Origin of the sequence: Erwinia pyri, from assembly GCF_030758455.1 — a bacterium.
Taxonomy (GTDB): Bacteria; Pseudomonadota; Gammaproteobacteria; order Enterobacterales; family Enterobacteriaceae; genus Erwinia; species Erwinia pyri.
This window is the reverse complement of the sequence record NZ_CP132353.1, coordinates 2,056,090-2,073,857: the sequence shown is the minus strand read 5'-3', so window position 1 is coordinate 2,073,857 and position 17,768 is coordinate 2,056,090. Positions and strand designations below refer to the sequence as shown.

Annotated in this window: 14 protein-coding genes; 7 read left to right on the top strand and 7 right to left on the bottom strand. The window is 55.0% G+C overall.

Features of this window, described 5'->3' with window-relative positions; genetic code table 11:
- Positions 1–10: 10 nt before the first annotated feature.
- Complete coding sequence (locus Q3V30_RS09635; RefSeq protein ID WP_306212758.1) at positions 11–1,087, bottom strand: AbrB family transcriptional regulator; 1,077 nt, start codon at positions 1,085–1,087, stop codon at positions 11–13.
- Between the two features lie 708 nt (positions 1,088–1,795).
- On the opposite strand from Q3V30_RS09635, the gene Q3V30_RS09630 reads away from it, so the two are divergent.
- Both Q3V30_RS09630 and tus read left to right on the top strand, forming a co-directional pair.
- Positions 1,796–2,197, top strand: a complete 402-nt coding sequence (locus tag Q3V30_RS09630; protein WP_306212757.1) for an H-NS family histone-like protein — start codon at positions 1,796–1,798, stop codon at positions 2,195–2,197.
- 139 nt (positions 2,198–2,336) lie between these two features.
- Complete coding sequence (gene tus, locus Q3V30_RS09625) at positions 2,337–3,266, top strand: DNA replication terminus site-binding protein (RefSeq protein WP_306212756.1); 930 nt, start codon at positions 2,337–2,339, stop codon at positions 3,264–3,266.
- Positions 3,267–3,322: 56 nt separating this feature from the next.
- Here tus and fumC read toward each other — a convergent pair whose 3' ends face one another.
- A complete protein-coding gene (gene fumC, locus Q3V30_RS09620; protein WP_306212755.1) occupies positions 3,323–4,720 on the bottom strand; it encodes a class II fumarate hydratase in 1,398 nt (465 codons plus the stop codon).
- A gap of 198 nt (positions 4,721–4,918) precedes the next feature.
- On the opposite strand from fumC, the gene manA reads away from it, so the two are divergent.
- Both manA and Q3V30_RS09610 read left to right on the top strand, forming a co-directional pair.
- Positions 4,919–6,103 carry a mannose-6-phosphate isomerase gene (manA, locus tag Q3V30_RS09615; protein ID WP_306212754.1) on the top strand — a complete coding sequence of 395 codons (1,185 nt, stop codon included), beginning with the start codon at positions 4,919–4,921 and terminating at the stop codon, positions 6,101–6,103.
- 131 nt (positions 6,104–6,234) lie between these two features.
- On the top strand, positions 6,235–7,734 hold the full coding sequence (locus Q3V30_RS09610; RefSeq protein ID WP_306212753.1) for a YdgA family protein: 1,500 nt from the start codon (positions 6,235–6,237) through the stop codon (positions 7,732–7,734).
- Between the two features lie 95 nt (positions 7,735–7,829).
- On the opposite strand, the gene Q3V30_RS09605 is transcribed toward Q3V30_RS09610, so the two are convergent.
- On the bottom strand, positions 7,830–8,861 hold the full coding sequence (locus tag Q3V30_RS09605) for a Mal regulon transcriptional regulator MalI (protein WP_306212752.1): 1,032 nt from the start codon (positions 8,859–8,861) through the stop codon (positions 7,830–7,832).
- Positions 8,862–9,060: 199 nt separating this feature from the next.
- Here Q3V30_RS09605 and malX point away from each other — a divergent pair, with 199 nt between their 5' ends.
- The 3 genes from malX (at position 9,061) to add (ending at position 13,065) form a co-directional block, all read left to right on the top strand.
- Complete coding sequence (gene malX / locus Q3V30_RS09600) at positions 9,061–10,647, top strand: maltose/glucose-specific PTS transporter subunit IIBC (protein WP_306212751.1); 1,587 nt, start codon at positions 9,061–9,063, stop codon at positions 10,645–10,647.
- Positions 10,648–10,760: 113 nt separating this feature from the next.
- A complete protein-coding gene (locus Q3V30_RS09595; protein WP_306212749.1) occupies positions 10,761–11,933 on the top strand; it encodes a MalY/PatB family protein in 1,173 nt (390 codons plus the stop codon).
- Between the two features lie 133 nt (positions 11,934–12,066).
- Positions 12,067–13,065, top strand: coding sequence for an adenosine deaminase (gene add / locus Q3V30_RS09590; RefSeq protein WP_306213156.1), 999 nt, complete (start codon positions 12,067–12,069; stop codon positions 13,063–13,065).
- A 98-nt stretch (positions 13,066–13,163) separates the two neighbouring features.
- Here add and Q3V30_RS09585 read toward each other — a convergent pair whose 3' ends face one another.
- From Q3V30_RS09585 to araG, 4 genes are all read right to left on the bottom strand, one after another.
- The gene (locus tag Q3V30_RS09585) at positions 13,164–14,204 is read right to left on the bottom strand and encodes an oxidoreductase (RefSeq protein WP_306212747.1); all 1,041 of its coding nucleotides are present in this window, start codon (positions 14,202–14,204) and stop codon (positions 13,164–13,166) included.
- An 88-nt stretch (positions 14,205–14,292) separates the two neighbouring features.
- Positions 14,293–15,204, bottom strand: a complete 912-nt coding sequence (gene araC, locus Q3V30_RS09580) for an arabinose operon transcriptional regulator AraC (RefSeq protein ID WP_306212745.1) — start codon at positions 15,202–15,204, stop codon at positions 14,293–14,295.
- Positions 15,205–15,215: 11 nt separating this feature from the next.
- On the bottom strand, positions 15,216–16,208 hold the full coding sequence (gene araH, locus Q3V30_RS09575) for an L-arabinose ABC transporter permease AraH (protein WP_306212743.1): 993 nt from the start codon (positions 16,206–16,208) through the stop codon (positions 15,216–15,218).
- Positions 16,209–16,225: 17 nt separating this feature from the next.
- Positions 16,226–17,749: an L-arabinose ABC transporter ATP-binding protein AraG gene (gene araG / locus Q3V30_RS09570; protein WP_306212741.1), complete on the bottom strand. Its 1,524-nt coding sequence runs from the start codon at positions 17,747–17,749 to the stop codon at positions 16,226–16,228.
- Positions 17,750–17,768 lie beyond the last annotated feature (19 nt).

The window sequence follows — 17,768 nt, the reverse complement described above, 5'->3', positions numbered from 1 at the left end:
GCTTTTATATTCAGGGCGGGGTCTGCTGTTTTGGTTGTTTCGCCGCCATCGAGTTGGCAACCCACCTTGCAAGCGCAGGTCCTGTCAGCAGCACAATAATAAAACGCCCGGTTTGCATCGACATCACAAACGGCATATCGACGTGGCTGGATGAAGCGATAATAGCCACAGAGTCGGCACCGCCCGGACTGGTAGCCAGATAAGCTGTCAGCGGCTCGATACCGGCAAAATGGACCAGGCAAAAAGCAAACAGGCCGCAGATCGCTACCAGACTGAATATTGATAACAAGAGTCGCGGCAAGGCTTTTGCAACATACATCAGAATAGCCCGGTTAAAGCGCAGTCCAATACTCCAGCCAATAATCGCATAAGCCATCATCAGCAAGGCTGGCGGCAGTTCAATCGCAATAACGTTAAAATCCTGCAAGAGCGCCCCGCCCGCAAGCGTGATCAGTAACGGCCCTGCCGGAATACGCCAGAGACGGCTTATCAGCACCCCCCCGGCAATGACCAGCAGCGTATAACAAAAATGGCCCCATGCCACAGGCTGAATGATATCAAAGCTTGAGGTCATGCTGCCTGCAGGCGCTGCGGGCGCCCAGATACGTGCCACCAGCGTTGCCGTTACAGCTACGATCACTACCCGCAGATATTGCATAAAGGCGACCAGCCGCACGTCGGCCCCGTAACTTTCTGCCATTAATGTCATGGCGGTGGCTGCACCGGGTGACGATCCCCAGATAGCGGTTGAACCTGGCAACACTTGCCAGCGAGCCAGTAACCACCCCAGAAATGTACTGGCAATAATCACCGAACAGATACTGGCGACAAACAGCGGCCAGTTCTTAGCTATTTCAACAAAGAGCGAGGCTGGCATCGCTCTGGCAATCATCACCCCTACCACCCCCTGAGCCAGAGAAAAGAGCTGGCGATGGATAACCAATGGCTTGTCTCGCGCTGCAAAAACAATAGCCATCGCCATGGGGCCCAACAGTAGCGCTGCCGGTAGATTCAGGCTCTCCAGCCCCACTACAGTAAGAGCGGAAAACAGAATCAGCCAGAACCAGCGCATACGGGGTGTTTTCATTTATAGCTCCAGGAGGCGTTCAACACGAACCTTCGCATTTTATCAGCTCATCTCCAGCCTGCCAGGCATAGTTACAGCGACTTTTTTCTTCAGATTAGCTCGGGTTTATCGCGATGGTTTGTTAATATGCATATTAGCATGTTGTAACTAAAATGCAGCCAGCACTCTGTTTGTAACGCCCTCCTTTTGTCCGCTTTCCTGACTTCAGGCCCTTTAATAAGCCTCTGCTTTTAAACTCCAGCAAAATGGTGCTTCTTTTCAGTCTCTCTGGCGGTCAGCCAGATAAACCGCTTTTAATCTTGCCGTAGAGAGGTGTTATTACTGTCGCCCTGTCAGCAGACTAATTTTCACCAGCCAGAAGTATTGCGGCGCTCACTCATATTAACTGTGGCTCTGAAGCTTTTAAGTGCTGCCCTGCCGGAGCGGATGAATATAGCTGTGTGAATCTCTCCGGCAATTACCTTTCTCTTCAAAAATGGCGTTTGTTCATTTGTCCAAGACTTCTGCTCATACACCGTTAAGATTTGTCTTATTAATGTAAATATATTAATGCAGGCGCCCTGCTCTTTCGCTTAAAAAGGTGACGGCGCATAAAATAAATAACGAATTTACGCATTAACTGTTTTTTACCGGGAATTTTCTCTGTACACTGAGCCCTGTTACCTGGACTGTTTAATTTTTAAACCACTCAACGCTACGGATTCCTTTATGAGCGAAACTCTGAAAGTATTAAATAACATTCGAACTCTTCGTGCGCAGGCTCGTGAAGTTTCTTTAACTGAACTTGAAGAGATGCTGGAAAAACTCGAAGCGGTAGTGAATGAACGTCGTGAATCAGAAGCGGCCATTGCTTCTGAAGTCAAGGAAAAGGAAGAGAAGCTGGCGAAATATCGTCAGATGCTGCTGGATGACGGTATTGATTTAAGCGAACTGACTGCGGCCGAAACCACTACGGGCAAATCCCGTGCTAAACGTGCTCCCCGCCCGGCTAAATATCAGTACACCGACGAAAACGGTGAAACTAAATCCTGGACCGGCCAGGGTCGTACCCCAGCGGTAATTAAGCAGGCATTAGATCAGGGTAAAAAACTGGAAGATTTCCTGATTTAATCTTCCTGCCACGTCAGCTTATCCTGGCGTGGCCCCCTTCCGGTTTATTATCCCTGACCGCTTAATTTTTCCGTTTTATAAGCCCCTCATTGTTATATTATGCTGTCACTGATTGGTATGTTGTAACTAAGGATGCCAGATGAGTCGTTATGAAGCCGTAGATAATCTCCACCGCTGCGTGGCTGACCTTGAGGCCGCGCTGAAAACGTTCACCAACTCCCTGCCTGACCTGCGGTTGTTAGTAGCCCGGGTATTTGAGCTGCCGCCCGTCCTTAAGGGCAAAGAGCATGACCCGGTGCGTAAAATCCCGGTCAGACAGCACCTGGCGCAACCCGCTCTGGATCTTGCCCTCAAACACTACCTGCGCCTTTTTATTCAGCATCAGTCTGAGTCGTTAAGTACTAAAGCTGCGGTTCGCTTACCGGGCGCACTCTGCTTTGCCGCCAGCCCTGAACAAGCTCAGCGGGTGCGCCAGCATATCGATCACATAAATAGCCTTAAACAGCGCCTTGAGCAGATTATTACGGTGGAATCTGGCGTGCCGAGTGAAGAGCGGTTTGAATTTGTCCATACGCATCTGAAAGGGCTAATTACGCTTAATGCTTACAGGACAATTACCCTGCTGGACTCAGCCGATTCCCTGCATTTTGGCTGGGCCAACAAACATATTATTAAAAATGTCACACGCGAAGAGATGCTGGAAAAACTGAATAAAAGCGTCAAGGCGGGACGGTCAATGGCGCCCTGGACGCGAGAAGAGTGGGCGGAAAAACTCACTGAAGAGATCGCGCTGCTTAATTCCCTGCCCGCTTCCGTGAAGCTAAAGATAAAACGCCCGGTTAAGGTGCAGCCCATTGCACGCGTATGGAATAAACAGCAGCAGAAGCAAACGCAGCTTGCCTGCCCTTCACCGCTACTGATTCTTTGCCCGGATGCAACCAGCGTGCCGAAATTAGGCGAGTTGCTCAATTATGATGCCGATAATGTGGTTCACAAATTTAAGCCTCAGGCTAAACCTCTCTTTTCGGTGATCCCAAGGCTGCATTTATATAGCGACAGGGAAGTTTGACCGTGATAAAAGCAAAAAAGAGCGGGATGATCCCCGCTCTTTTTATCGTAAGAATGTTATGACTTCATGCTGCCAACCATATCTTCTGGGCGTACCCAGGCATCAAACTCCTCTTCCGAGAGATAGCCAAGTTTCAGCGCTGAAGCTTTAAGGGTTAATCCCTCCTTATGCGCCTTTTTGGCTATTTCTGCGGCTTTATCGTAGCCGATATGCGTATTTAACGCCGTGACCAGCATCAGCGATTCATTGAGCAGCTGAGAGATGCGATCGTGGTTCGGCTCTATCCCTACGGCGCAATGGTGATTAAAGCTATCCATACCGTCTGCCAGCATACGCACCGATTGCAGGAAATTATGAATAATCATCGGACGGTAAACGTTCAGTTCGAAGTTACCGGAAGCGCCGCCCATATTTACGGCTACGTCATTTCCCATCACCTGACAGCACAACATTGTCATGGCTTCACACTGTGTCGGGTTAACTTTCCCTGGCATAATTGAGCTGCCCGGCTCGTTCTCAGGTATGGAGATTTCTCCGATGCCGCAACGCGGGCCGGAAGAGAGCCAGCGAACGTCGTTGGCGATCTTCATCAGAGAGGCGGCCAGGCCCTTGAGTGAACCGTGGGCATGCACCAGCGCATCGCAGGTTGCCAGCGCTTCAAACTTATTGGGTGACGTGACAAACGGCTGGCTGGTCAGGTTAGCCAGCTCTTCAGCCACGCGAACGGCATATTCAGGATGAGTATTGAGGCCGGTCCCCACCGCCGTGCCGCCCAGCGCCAGCTCAGCCACATGCGGAATACTCTGTTCAATGTGCCTGAGATTGTGCCCCAGCATCGCCACCCAGCCGGAAATCTCCTGACCCAGCGTCAGCGGCGTGGCGTCCTGCAGGTGAGTTCGGCCAATTTTGACGATATCTTTAAAGGCTTCCGCTTTCTCATTCAGCGTTGTTTGCAGGGTTTTCAGTTCGGGGAGCAGATGCTCCTGCACCGCCAGCACGGCAGCGACGTGCATCGCGGTCGGGAAAACGTCATTCGAGCTTTGGCTCTTGTTCACATCGTCGTTAGGGTGAACAAGACGTTCCATGCCGCGTACGCCGCCCAGGATCTCACTGGCACGGTTGGCGAGCACCTCATTCATATTCATATTGCTTTGCGTACCGGAGCCGGTTTGCCAGATAGCGAGCGGGAACTCCGCGCTGTGCTTGTCGGCAAGGACTTCATCCGCCGCGCTGATAATGGCGGTGGCGCGTTCAGCCGGAAGCAGCCCTAAATCGCTGTTAACCTTCGCCGCTGCGCGCTTGGTGAGCGCCAGCGCCCGCACCAGCTCAACGGGCATTTTTTCCGTGGAGATGCGAAAATGTTCCAGGGAGCGCTGCGTCTGTGCCCCCCAGAGTTTATCCGCAGGAACTTCGATGGAACCCATTGAATCTTTCTCAATGCGGTTGGCAGCCATGATTCTCTCCTTCTACACAATGATATGAATATTAACCCTTTCTTTTACCCTTCCGGGCTGAAAGCGCGGGGCGTAGTGTGTCATACAATAATTTAACATTATGGGACCCATACGCTCTTATTGCACACCGCAATGTCTTTTCGTCACGGTTTTCTGCTTTAATATCCCGAGAAATTATCGGAATACAGGTGAGTTAACATGCAAAAATTGATCAATTCGCTGCAAAATTACGCCTGGGGAAGCCCGACGGCTCTGACGGATCTCTATGGGATTGCCAATCCGGATGGGCAACCTATGGCTGAACTCTGGATGGGTGCGCATCCTAAAAGTCCCTCTTATATTGACGTTGACGGTGAAAAAAAGTCGCTGCGCACGGTTATAGAGGCAGATAAAGAGGCTTTATTAAGTAAAGCCGTGGCAGAGCGATTTGGAGAGCTGCCTTTCTTATTCAAGGTACTCTGCGCTGACCAGCCTTTATCCATTCAGGTTCATCCCAGCAAGGCCGCTGCCGAAGCGGGGTTTGCTAAAGAGAATGCTGCCGGTATTCCCCTTTCGGCAGCGAACCGCAATTATAAAGATGCCAACCACAAGCCAGAACTGGTGTTTGCCCTTACTCCATTTAAGGCGATCAACGGATTTCGTGAACTCCATGAAATTATCTCTCTGCTGCAACCCGTAGCAGGCGCGCATCCGGCTATTGCCCACTTCCTGCAGTCACCTGAGATGAGCGGCCTCTCAACGCTGTTTGCTGCCCTGCTGTCGATGGAAGGGGAACAAAAAAGCCTGGCGCTGGATTTGCTCAAGAGCGAACTGAGAAGCCGTAAAGGCGAGCCGTGGGAGACCGTGGCTTTGATTGCGGAGGTCTACCCGGATGACAGCGGACTCTTTTCCCCGCTGCTGCTGAATGTGATTGAGCTGCAGCCTGGCGAAGCGATGTTTCTGTTTGCTGAAACACCGCATGCCTATCTGCAGGGCGTGGCGCTGGAGGTGATGGCAAATTCAGATAACGTGTTACGCGCCGGCCTGACGCCAAAATATATCGATATTCCTGAACTGCTGGCCAACCTGAAGTTCGAGGCTAAACCTTATGCCAGCCTGCTCACCCAGCCGGAGCAGGTGGGGACCACCCTGAACTTCCCGGTGCCGGTGGATGACTTTGCCTTTTCCCTGCACCAGCTCAGCCCCACGCCCGCTCCCATACACCAGCAAAGCGCCGCCATTCTGTTCTGCGTGGAGGGCCAGGCTGTTGTCATTCAGGGTGAGCAGCAGCTGACGCTTAAGCCCGGCGAGTCCTGTTTTGTTCCGGCAACGGACTCTTCCCTTACCCTGGCAGGCAATGGACGGGTCGCGCGGGTCTTTAACGATCTGCAGGATTGCGGCTGACGTAAAGCGCCACAATTGCTATTATTAATCAAATTATTAAACAAAAACGCCCCCGGGCGTTTTTTATTCGCCAGGCCTTTGCCCCCAGCATCGATTTGCCGGCGCCAGTGACTAAAAGGACGACTTTACAGATGAAAAAGACAAAGATAGCGATTGGAGTAGTAGTCGCACTCGGCGTGATTTGGACCGGAACCGCCTGGTTTACCGGGAAACAACTGGAAAAGAATATGGATCGGCTGGTGCAGAATGCGAATGCCCAGATGAATAATATGGCGCCGGAAAGCCGCCTGAAGCTGAGCTATCAGGATTTCAGACGCGGCGTTTTCAGCAGTACTGCCCGTTTTGTGCTGCAGTCCAACTCGCAGACTGAAGATAACGCCCTGATCAAGCCTGGCCAGAGCATCGTCTTTAACGAGAAGATTGACCATGGCCCTTTCCCTTTTGCCCAGCTGAAAAAATTCAATCTGATCCCAAGTATGGCTTCCGTACACACTCAGCTGGAAAACACCGATGCGGTGAAGAAGCTGTTTGAAATGACCAAAGGTCAGTCGATTATTCAGGCAGAAACGCGTGTGGGTTACAGCGGCACTACCGTTTCTGACATTCATCTGCTGCCGATGGATTACAACAATAGCCAGACCGGAGAGCGGTTTGCCTCTAATGGCGGCACGCTCAACGTCAGCGCGGATGACAAGGGCGACAAAGTTGATTTCAGCGGTAATCTGGACAGCCTGGTGCTGACTACCAAAAATCAGCTCGACATGCCGGTGCTGTTTACCGCTAACGGCCTGAAGCTGGATGCCTCCACCCACCTCAGTCCGGAAGGGATGCGCGTGGGCGATCAGAGCATCAATCTGCAGAAACTCACCGCCGCCGTTAATGGCCAGGAAGCGTTTATCGCTGAAGGCCTGAAGGGAAAATCCTCCTTCAACTCTGAAAAGAGCCTGATCGCCGGGACGATTGATTACACCCTGGATTCCCTGAAGCTGCAAAACCAGAACTTTGGTGAAGGTAAGCTTTCTATTAAGCTGTCGCAGTTTGACGCCAACGGCATGAAGGCCTTCTCTGACAACTACAACAGCCAGGTACAGGCGCTGATGAATGAGCCCGGGATCGGCGACAATCCGGCACTTTACCAGCAGCGCATGAGCCAGATCCTGACGGCTAACCTGCCCCTGCTGCTGAAAGGCGACCCGGTAGTTAACATCGCCCCCTTCAGCTGGAAGAATGATAAAGGCGAGAGCAGCTTCAATCTCTCGGTGCACTTCAAGGATCCCTCCACTAACACCGCTCAACCGCAGAACATCGGTCAGGCCGTGGATAACGTCCTGAAAACGCTGGATGGCAAGCTGAGCATCTCAATGCCGATGGCGACCGAGATGATGACTCACGTGGCGATGGCGGAAGGTTATAAAGAAGAGGATGCCGCGAAGCTGGCCGATCAGCAGGTGAAAGGCGTGGCGGCAATGGGTCAGATGTTTAAGCTGACCACCCGGAAGGATAACAATATCGTCACCAGCCTACAGTATGCGACGGGCCAGGTAACAATGAACGGTGAAAAAATGGCGCTGGATCAGTTCCTGGCGCGCTATATGTTGGGTGGCATGGCACCAGCAGAGATGCCGCAATAACGGTGAGTTTTTTATCAGGGCGCGATTATCGCGCCCTTTTTTATCTGCCCTCCGCCTCGCTGGCGATCTGAGTCAGGCTTTTACCGCCCCTTTATTTATGCAGACCCGCGCTCGATAAGCACCGGCGGCAGGATACTGTTTTGCACAGCTCCGGCCGGATCGGCCATTCGCTGCAGCAGCCTTTGCGCCGCCGTACGCCCAATCTCTCTGGCCGAGCTGGTGATAAAGGTCAGCGGCGGATCGGTCAGTTCCGCTTCCGGCGCGTCACCAAAGCCTACCAGCGCCATTTGCTGTCCGTAGTAGCTGTCCACCCCCCCTTTGCCGATGATTCTGCCCGTGCGCTGTAACCCAAAATAGCAGCCCAGCGCTACTGATGCGTTGTGGCAAAGGATCGCGGTAATGGTGGGATGATGATGGATCAGATCTTCGGTCAGTTCAGCCACATCCCGCTGATAGCGGCCGCTTTCGATAATCCATTCGCTGCGAAACGGCAAACCATACTGTAACAGCGTTGAGCAGTAGCCACCGATGCGCTCCGCTCTGGTCAGGGAAGAGCCGGAGCCGCCGAGCCAGGCAATACAGTGGTGGCCCCGCCTGATCAGATACTCCGTAGCAATCTGCGCAGCGTGGAGATTATCGGGACGGATAGAGTCCGTCTCCTCCAGGCTACTGGCTCGTGAGGCGCAGATCAGGGCGATCCCCTGCTCACGCGCTTTTTCAACAAGGTGCGAGGCGTTCTCCGCACCGCCGCCTAATACAATCCCCTCCACCCCCTGCGCCACCAGCGTATCGAAACAGCGGTCAATCTGCTTGCCCTTCGGCCCGCTTTGCGTCAGAAACAGCACTTTGCCCTGCGCTTCCAGCCCTTCGCTGAGGCCTGCGGTCATCTCAGCGTAAAAAGGATGGCAGAGATCGCGGACGATCAATCCCACCACCCCGCTGCCGCCGCCTCTGAGCATGGTGGCAGAGCGATTTGGAACAAACCCAAGCGCCTGAACAGCTTTGTTAACGCGTTCGGTGGTGGCAGAGGAGATGCGCCCTTTTCCGGACAAGACCAGAGAGACCGTCGTCACGGAGACGCCAGCTTCGAGCGCAACATCATTTATGGTGCTTTTTTTCAGTGACATAAAATTTCCAGCCAGCCCTGGCTGACTCGTTTAGTGAACCTGGTCGAAACCACAAGGTAAAACGTTACACTTGTGAGGCCTGAAATAAAACCTGCACTGCCGGGAAGAGTGTGACTTATGGCGCATTAATACCTGATAAAACGTTTTATCATTTTTTTATCTCAGCGCGGTCTGAGCTTTTTTTATCCCGGGAGAGTCTATGTCGGCCACTAAACACAAAATAACGCTGTGGGAATTTTTCCAGAGTCTGGGCAAAACTTTTATGCTTCCCGTTGCGCTGCTCTCGTTCTGCGGCATCATGATGGGAATTGGCAGCTCGCTGAGCAGTCACGATGTCATCACGCTGATCCCCTTTCTGGGCAATCAGGTTTTACAGCTGATTTTCCTGTGGATGAGCAAAGTAGGATCGTTTGCCTTCAGCTATCTGCCGGTGATGTTTGCCATTGCGATCCCGCTGGGGATGGCGCGGGAAAATAAGGGCGTTGCCGCCTTCTCCGGCTTTGTGGGCTTTGCGGTGATGAATCTGGCGGTGAACTTCTGGCTTAACGCGAAAGGGATTTTACCGGCGACCGATGCTGCGCTACTCAAGGCCAACAACATCCAGAATATTATCGGCATTCAGTCGATCGATACCGGGATCCTCGGCGCGGTCATTGTGGGCATCATCGTGTTTTATCTGCATGAGCGTTTCCATACCATCCGTCTGCCTGACGCGCTCGCCTTCTTTGGCGGCACGCGCTTTGTACCGATAATTACCACGCTGGTCATGGGGCTGGTCGGGCTGATGGTTCCGCTGATCTGGCCCTGGTTCGCTGCGGCAATTACCGGGCTTGGCTGGGTTATCAACGGCGCTGGCGAGTTCGGCCCGATGATCTTCGGCACCGGCGAACGCCTGCTGCTGCCGTTTGGCCTGCAGCATATTCTGGTGGCGATTATCCGCTTTACCGATGCGGGCGGCACGATGGAAGTTTGCGGTCACAGCGTCAGCGGCGCTTTAACCATTTTCCAGGCACAGCTCTCCTGCCCGCAGACCTCTGGCTTTGCTGAAAGCGCCACGCGCTTCCTGTCGCAGGGTAAAATGCCCGCCTTCCTCGGCGGTTTACCGGGCGCAGCGCTGGCGATGTACCACTGCGCCCGTCCTGAAAACCGACACAAAATAAAGGGGCTGCTGATTTCAGGGGTGGTGGCCTGCGTGGTGGGCGGCACCACCGAACCGATTGAATTCCTGTTCCTGTTTGTGGCGCCCGTGCTCTATCTGATCCATGCGCTGCTGACCGGACTGGGATTCACCGTGATGGCGGTACTGGGCGTGACCATCGGCAATACGGACGGCAACATTATCGATTTCGTGGTGTTTGGCATCCTGCATGGCCTCGCCACCAAATGGTATTTCGTGCCGGTGGTGGCTGCCGTCTGGTTTGTGGGTTACTACCTGATTTTCCGTTTCGCTATTACCCATTTCAATATCAAAACGCCGGGCCGCGATCTCGATACCACCACCGTTGAAAAGAGCCTCTCTGCTACGGTGGGTAAATCGGGTTACAACACTCCGGCTATTCTTGCGGCGCTGGGCGGTATGGAGAACATCACCTCGCTGGATAACTGCCTGACCCGCCTGCGTCTTACGGTCAAAGAGATGAGCCTGGTAGATGACGCCGCCCTTAAGGCGAACAGGGTGATTGGCGTGGTTCATCTGAATCAGCACAGCCTGCAGGTGGTGATTGGTCCGCAGGTTCAGTCAGTGAAAGATGAGATGGCCAGCATGATGGCGACGGTGCCCGGCTGAATCATGGCTGAGGGTACGTGATGCCCTCACCTTGTCCCATCACTCCGCCTCTGTTTCAGAAGAACGGATGGCAGACCAGCAGGGAAGCTGGCGTACAACCACGGAGAAAGCAAATGTTTGATTTTGATCGAGTTATCGACCGGCGCGGCAGCTGGTCTACCCAGTGGGACTTCGTCGCCGATCGCTTTGGCCGCGACGATCTGCTGCCTTTTACCATTTCTGATATGGATTTTGCCACCGCCCCCGCCGTGACTGATGCGCTTTTGCAGCGCCTGGCGCATGGCGTGCTCGGCTACAGCCGCTGGCAGCATCCGGACTTTCTGTCAGCTGTCAGCCACTGGTATCAGCGCCGTTTCGACACCAACGTTGATCCGCAGCAGATCGTTTACGGCCCGTCGGTGATCTATATGGTGGCGCAAATGATCCGTCACTGGTCCCGTCCCGGCGACGGGGTCGCTATTCACACCCCAGCCTACGATGCGTTTTATAAAGCGATTGAGGGGAACGATCGCCGCGTCCTCTCTCTGCCGCTTGCGCGGCGGGGGCATGATTGGTTTTGTGATATGCAGAGAATGGAAGCGATGCTGGCCCGCGATGAGTGCAGGATCCTGCTTCTTTGCAGTCCGCACAACCCCACCGGCAAGGTGTGGCGGCGTGAAGAGCTGGAGGCGATTTCAGCCCTTTGCCAGCGTTATAACGTGCGGGTGATCAGTGATGAAATTCATATGGATATGATCATGGGCGATCGGCAGCACACTCCCTGGAGCGCGGTCGCGGGCGAGCGCTGGGCGCTGTTCACCTCAGCCTCAAAAAGCTTCAATATCCCCGCCCTGACCGGCGCGTATGGCTTTATCAGCGATGAGCAGGATAGGCAGGCATGGTTCACGGCGCTGAAGGGAGCTGACGGCCTCTCTTCCCCCGCCGTACTGGCCGTAGCGGCGCATATTGCCGCTTACCGGCAGGGCGAAAGCTGGCTGGATGCTCTGCGGGAGTACCTGAAGGGTAATCTGCAACGGGTGGCGACGCGGCTGAATCAGGCATTCCCTGCACTGAATTGGCAACCTCCTCAGGCCACTTATCTGGCGTGGATTGATCTCTCGCCGTTGGGGCTGGATGATCATGCGCTGCAGCGGGAGCTGATTGAACAGCAGCAGGTAGCGATCATGCCGGGTTACACCTACGGTCCGCAGGGGAAAGGTTATCTCCGGCTGAATGTGGGATGTCCGCGCAGTAAAGTTGATGAGGGACTCAACCGTCTGATCGCCGGAATAGAGAATTTGCTCTGATAATCTGCTCTCCAGCCATTGGACGGCGCAAATAATCAGCACTTGCAGCCGGGATTGCGCAAACCGCTGGCGGAGTTGCGCAAATTGTTTTTATACTGTTATGCACTTTATGAAAACAACCGAGTGCGCCGACATGATCGATACCCAGCTTCCCCTTACCGATATTCATCGCCACCTTGACGGCAATATTCGTGCACAAACCATTCTGGATCTGGGGCGTGAATTTAACCTCACCCTGCCCGCCACCACGCTTGAGCTACTGCGTCCTCACGTTCAGGTTACGCAAACCGAACCCGACCTGGTGAGCTTTCTTAATAAGCTGGACTGGGGTGTAAAAGTCCTGGCTTCGCTTGATGCCTGCCGTCGCATCGCGATGGAGAATGTGGAAGACGCAGCCCGCGCCGGGATCCACTACGCTGAACTGCGCTTTTCACCGGGCTATATGGCGATGACCCACAACCTGCCGGTAGAAGGCGTGGTGGAAGCGGTTATTGACGGCGTTCGCGCCGGCTGCCAGCAGCACAACATTGATGTTCGCCTGACGGGCATTATGAGCCGGACCTTTGGTGAAGAAGCGTGCCTGCGCGAGCTGGAAGGGTTTCTTGCCCACCGCGACGGCATAACGGCAATCGATCTTGCTGGCGATGAGCTGGGCTTCCCCGGCAGCCAGTTCCTGAGCCACTTTACCCGCGCCCGCGACGCTGGCTTCCGCATTACCGTACATGCTGGCGAAGCCGCTGGCCCGGAGAGCATCTGGCAGGCGATCCGCGAGCTGGGTGCCGAGCGTATTGGTCACGGCGTGAAGGCGGTAGAAGATCCGGCGCTGATGGATTTCCTGGCCGCACACCAGATTGGCGTGGAGTCCTGCCTGACCTCAAATATTCAGACCAGCACCGTCTCTTCGCTGGCGCATCATCCGCTGGCGACCTTCCTGGAGCATGGCATTCTGGCAACCATTAACACGGACGATCCCGCTGTACAGGGCATTGAGCTGGCGCACGAGTATGAAGTCGCTGCTCCGCAGGCGGGGTTAAGCGCGGCGCAGATCCGCACCGCGCAGGAGAACGGTCTGAAGATTGCGTTTCTGACGGAAGCGGAGAAAGAAGCGGTACGCGCGAGGGTAGCCGCTTAAGAACTGACTGATAAAGTAAAAAACCCCGTCAGGCACTGCCTGCTCGGGGTTTTTTATGGAGCGGGAGCGCCTTCCGATGGCACTGCGCCGCCCCTCTCCTACTTCAGCGACAGCGTCTGACGCTTCTCTGCCGACTGCAGGCCCAGCTCAATCAGCTCCATCACCTGAATAGCCTCTTCCGCGGTAACCGGGTTATTGCCTTCGCCGTTGATAGCGTCACGGATCCCGGCGTAATAGGCTGGATAGTTGCCAGGGGTGGTCAGCAGCGTCTCTTCCGCCATCATGTCGCCGTTTGTCAGCGTCACCACGCCGTCGCGCATATCGTAACCCCACTCCTCCTGCGGCGGACGGGCACCCGCTTTCAGGCGATCTTCCTGCGGATCCAGACCATATTTCACATAGCTGCCTTTGGTGCCATGCACCTGATAGCGTGGCGATTCGGCGGCCACCAGCATGCTGGCATGCAGCACGATACGGCGCTGAGGATAGGTCAGCACGGCATGGAAATAGTCGGTGGTCTGCGCGCCCGGGCGCAGCTCAGCCAGATCGACGTTGATCGCAACCGGCGAGCCGAAGAGCTGCAGAGCCTGATCGATCAGATGTGGCCCCAGATCGTACCAGATGCCGCTGCCTGCGCCCTTCTGCTCACGCCAGCGGTTACGGACTTCCAGGCGGAAGCGGTCAAAATGGGATTCAAAGTAGCGGATTTCACCCAGCGTCCCCTCGCTCAGCAGCGTTTTCAGCGTCAGGAAGTCGCTGTCCCAGCGTCGGTTGTGGAAAACGGAAAGCAGCAGCCCTTTGGCTTTTGCCAGCGCATCCAGCTCACGGGCCTGAGAAAGGGTAACGGTAAATGGCTTGTCCACCACCACATGCTTGCCCGCATTCAGCGCGGCTTTCGCCAGTGGGAAGTGGGTATCGTTTGGCGTGGGGATCACCACCAGTTGCAGGGTGGGATCGTCAAACAGGGTCTGCGGGTCTGACACCACCTGGGTGGATGGCCAGTCAGCGTGCACTTTGCCGGCATCGCTGCTGGAAACGGCCGCCAGTTCCATCCCGGCGGTGCCCGCGATTAATGGCGCATGGAAGGTCTTGCTGGCGAAGCCGTAACCCACCAGCCCTACACGTATTTTGTCGCTCATTTGCATTCCTCTTGTCCTTTACCCAGATGATTTAAGACTATCAACCGGGTAAGGACAAGCGGGAATGCGCTGAATTGTCCCGTTTCGCTTAACTGATGGCGCTTAAGTCCCAGGTTTCCTGCGCCACCAGCGCATCGTGGGCATCCAGCGAACGACGGCGGAAGTCGCTGGGGCTGACGCCAACGCGTTTACGAAACACGCGGGAGAAATAGAGCTGATCGTCATAGCCCACAATCCGCCCTACGGTGGCAATCGGCTCCTGTGTGGTTTGCAGCAGCAGTTTGGCGCGGATCACCCGCTGATCCTCCCGCCAGCGCAGCAAGTTAACCCCCATCTGCTCGCGAAAGAGATGCGCCAGGCGTGAGGGAGAGAGACAGACGTGGCTGGCCACTTCATCAATTTTCAGCTCACCCGCCAGGTTGCTGGTGACGAACTGACACGCCTCGATCACTCTTGGGTCGCGGATCTGCTGATGACTGCGCGGATCCTCCTCCACCGCGCGCAGCAGCAGCCGCTCCAGCAGGTTCATCGCCAGCTCTTCCGCAAACCGCCTGCCGGAAGTATGCGTCTGTTCGATATTGGCAAACAGCCTTTCAAACTCTCCCCTCAGGCGCTCCGGCAGCCTCAGCCTGCCCACCCCCTGCTTCTCATCCTGCCACTTCAGCCAGTCGCTCCAGTAGGCGCGCGGACGGAAGTAGATCCAGCGATGGTGCCAGCAGTCGCTTTCCGGCGATCGGCCATAATAATGGGGCGTTTTGGGCTGAAAAAGCAGCAAATCACCCGGTTCACAGTCAAACGCATGTTCATTATTAAAGACCTGACCACGACCTTTGGTGGTCAGGTTGATGATAAAACCTTTCATACCCTGCGGACGATCAATAAGAAAGTCCAGCCCGTCCCCGGCATTGATTGGCGTCATACCGGCGACCAGCCATGCGGTAAACTGGTAACCGGGTAAGAGCGGGTTTGACTGCGCCACCGGCGCTAAACGATGGTACATAACGCCTCCTGTCAGGCCGCTTTAGCTTTCTGTTTGTAACGGTCGAAAATAACCGCCGCTAACAGTATCAGACCGCGCACCACATACTGTGAGAAAGGCGAGATATTCAATAAATTCATCGCATTCTCAACGGTCCCCAGGATCAGCACACCTGCTACTACATAGGAGATTTTGCCGATGCCGCCCTTGAGCGAGACGCCACCCAATACGCAGGCGGAGATAACGATCAGCTCATAGCCCAGGGAGGTCATGGGCTGGCCGCTGGTCATGCGCGAAGCCAGAATGATCCCGGCTGCGGCGGATACCAGGCCCGAGAGGATGAAAATAATGATGCGGGTCCGCACCACCGGCACACCCGCCAGGCGAGCCGCTTCCTCATTACCGCCGATAGCCAGCGTGTTGCGGCCAAAGGTGGTCTTGTTCAGCAGGAAACCAAAGATGATCATGGTGCCAATAGTCAGCCACACGGGCGCCGGTACGCCAAACCAGTTGGTATAGCCGAGCGCAAAGAAGCGTTCATCTTCAATCCCAACCGCCTGACCATTGGAGAAGATATAGGCCAGGCCACGTACGATCTGCATTGTCGCCAGGGTGGTGATCAACGCATTGATTTTCAGTTTGGCAATTACAAAGCCGTTGATGAAGCCGCAGGCCACACCCAGCAGCAGACCGGCAGCGATACCGATCCACAGGCTTTCGGTCATGTTGATAACCACGGCGGTGGTCACCCCGGCACAGGCGATAACCGAAGCGACGGAGAGGTCAAAATCCCCCGAAGCCAGGCAGAAGAGCATGCCGCAGGCGACCATGCCGGACATCGACATCGCCAGTCCCAGGCCTTTCATATTGATCAGCGAACCGAAATTCGGTACGAAAATGGTGCAGCCGATAAACAGCACGGCGAAGACCACCAGCATGCCGAAATTATCCCAGATGCGGCTTAAATTCACCCGCCGCCGGGCTGGCGTCGGTGGCGTTGCAGAGGACGTGGTGGAAGATGACATAACGATACTCCTTCTAATCAGGCCACAGCGGCAGTGTGTTGGGTGGTTTTTGGCATAGCAAGACTGAGCGTTAACGCTTCCGTGGCCTGGTCATGGCTGAGCTCACCGGCAATTTCGCCCTCTCTCATCACCAGAATGCGGTCCGCCAGCCCCATAACCTCAGGCAGATCGCTGGAGGCAAACAGCACGGCAATGCCCTGTTCCGCCAGCGCATAAATCAGGGTATAGATTTCATTTTTGGCGCCGACATCGATGCCGCGGGTTGGCTCATCAAGCAGGATCACTTTCATATCTTCAGATAACCAGCGGCCCAGAATGGCTTTTTGCTGGTTACCCCCGGAGAGGTTCATGATCAGCTGATCGGCTGAAGGCGTTTTGATATTAAGGGAACGAATATGCTTCGCCGCATTTTTACCTTCCCACTGATTGTCGATCAGACAGCCTGCGGTAAGGTTATTGCGCCGGGCGCTGATATTGATGTTGTCCCGCACCGAGTGAACAGGAATGATGCCGTCCGCCTTACGATCTTCCGGGCAGAGCAGGATCCCGGCGCGGATCGCGTGGGCTGGCTCTTTAATCACAATCGGTTCGCCATCCAGACGTAGTTCGCCGCCGGTGAGTTTGGTGGCGCCAAACAGCCCTTTCATCAGTTCGCTGCGACCGGCCCCGACCAGGCCAAACAGCCCCACGATTTCGCCAGCATGAACGTTAAGCGAAATTGGCTTCCTTACCCCTTTGGCCTGCACTTCATTCAGCTGCAGCCGCACCGCGCCGGTTTTACGCGGTGAATAGCCGTAGATATCACCGATATTACGCCCTACCATCGCCTGCACCAGCTCATCGTGCGAGGTGTTGGGGACATCGTTAAAGGTGCGGACATAGCGACCATCCTTAAACACGGTAATCGCATCGCTCAGGGCGAAAATTTCTTCCATGCGATGCGAGACGTACAGCACCACGCGGCCCTGCTCGCGCAGCTGACGGATCACGCGGAACAGATGCTCAATCTCACGGGCAGAGAGCGAACTGGTGGGTTCATCAAAGGCGATCACCTTGGCGTTACGCGCCAGTGCTTTGGCAATTTCAACCATCTGCCACTGGCCGAGTGAAAGTGACTTAAGCGGAGTATCCGGGTCGATATCCATCCCCAGGTTTTTCAGCTGTTCTCCGGCCTCATACCGCAGCAGCTTGCGGTTAACAAAGCCCGCTCTTTGCGGCAGCTGGCCCAGATAGATATTCTCTGCCACCGACATTTCCGGCACCAGATGCAGCTCCTGATAGATGATGGCTACCCCCGCATCCAGCGCGGCTGTGGTGTGCGTAAAACTGACGGGCTCCCCCTTGAGGCGGATCTCTCCGCTGCTGGGCTGATAGCTGCCGCTGAGAATTTTCAACAGCGTGGATTTCCCCGCGCCGTTTTCCCCCATCAGGGCATGGATCTCTCCGGCACCACATTCAAAGCTGATATCCTGCAAGGCTTTAACGCCGAGAAAGGTTTTCCCGATGCCATGAAAACTCAGATAGGCGGGTTGCGTACTCATTATTCCTCCTGCCAGCTTT

Bases quoted from the DNA above. Each gene is read 5' to 3' on its own strand.
- fumC (WP_306212755.1), bottom strand. From the start codon at position 4,720: ATGGCTGCCAACCGCATTGAGAAAGATTCAATGGGTTCCATCGAAGTT.
- tus (WP_306212756.1), top strand. From the start codon at position 2,337: ATGAGTCGTTATGAAGCCGTAGATAATCTCCACCGCTGCGTGGCTGAC.
- add (WP_306213156.1), top strand. From the start codon at position 12,067: ATGATCGATACCCAGCTTCCCCTTACCGATATTCATCGCCACCTTGAC.
- malX (WP_306212751.1), top strand. From the start codon at position 9,061: ATGTCGGCCACTAAACACAAAATAACGCTGTGGGAATTTTTCCAGAGT.
- Q3V30_RS09635 (WP_306212758.1), bottom strand. From the start codon at position 1,087: ATGAAAACACCCCGTATGCGCTGGTTCTGGCTGATTCTGTTTTCCGCT.
- Q3V30_RS09585 (WP_306212747.1), bottom strand. From the start codon at position 14,204: ATGAGCGACAAAATACGTGTAGGGCTGGTGGGTTACGGCTTCGCCAGC.
- Q3V30_RS09595 (WP_306212749.1), top strand. From the start codon at position 10,761: ATGTTTGATTTTGATCGAGTTATCGACCGGCGCGGCAGCTGGTCTACC.
- Q3V30_RS09610 (WP_306212753.1), top strand. From the start codon at position 6,235: ATGAAAAAGACAAAGATAGCGATTGGAGTAGTAGTCGCACTCGGCGTG.
- araG (WP_306212741.1), bottom strand. From the start codon at position 17,749: ATGAGTACGCAACCCGCCTATCTGAGTTTTCATGGCATCGGGAAAACC.
- araC (WP_306212745.1), bottom strand. From the start codon at position 15,204: ATGTACCATCGTTTAGCGCCGGTGGCGCAGTCAAACCCGCTCTTACCC.
- Q3V30_RS09605 (WP_306212752.1), bottom strand. From the start codon at position 8,861: ATGTCACTGAAAAAAAGCACCATAAATGATGTTGCGCTCGAAGCTGGC.
- araH (WP_306212743.1), bottom strand. From the start codon at position 16,208: ATGTCATCTTCCACCACGTCCTCTGCAACGCCACCGACGCCAGCCCGG.
- Q3V30_RS09630 (WP_306212757.1), top strand. From the start codon at position 1,796: ATGAGCGAAACTCTGAAAGTATTAAATAACATTCGAACTCTTCGTGCG.
- manA (WP_306212754.1), top strand. From the start codon at position 4,919: ATGCAAAAATTGATCAATTCGCTGCAAAATTACGCCTGGGGAAGCCCG.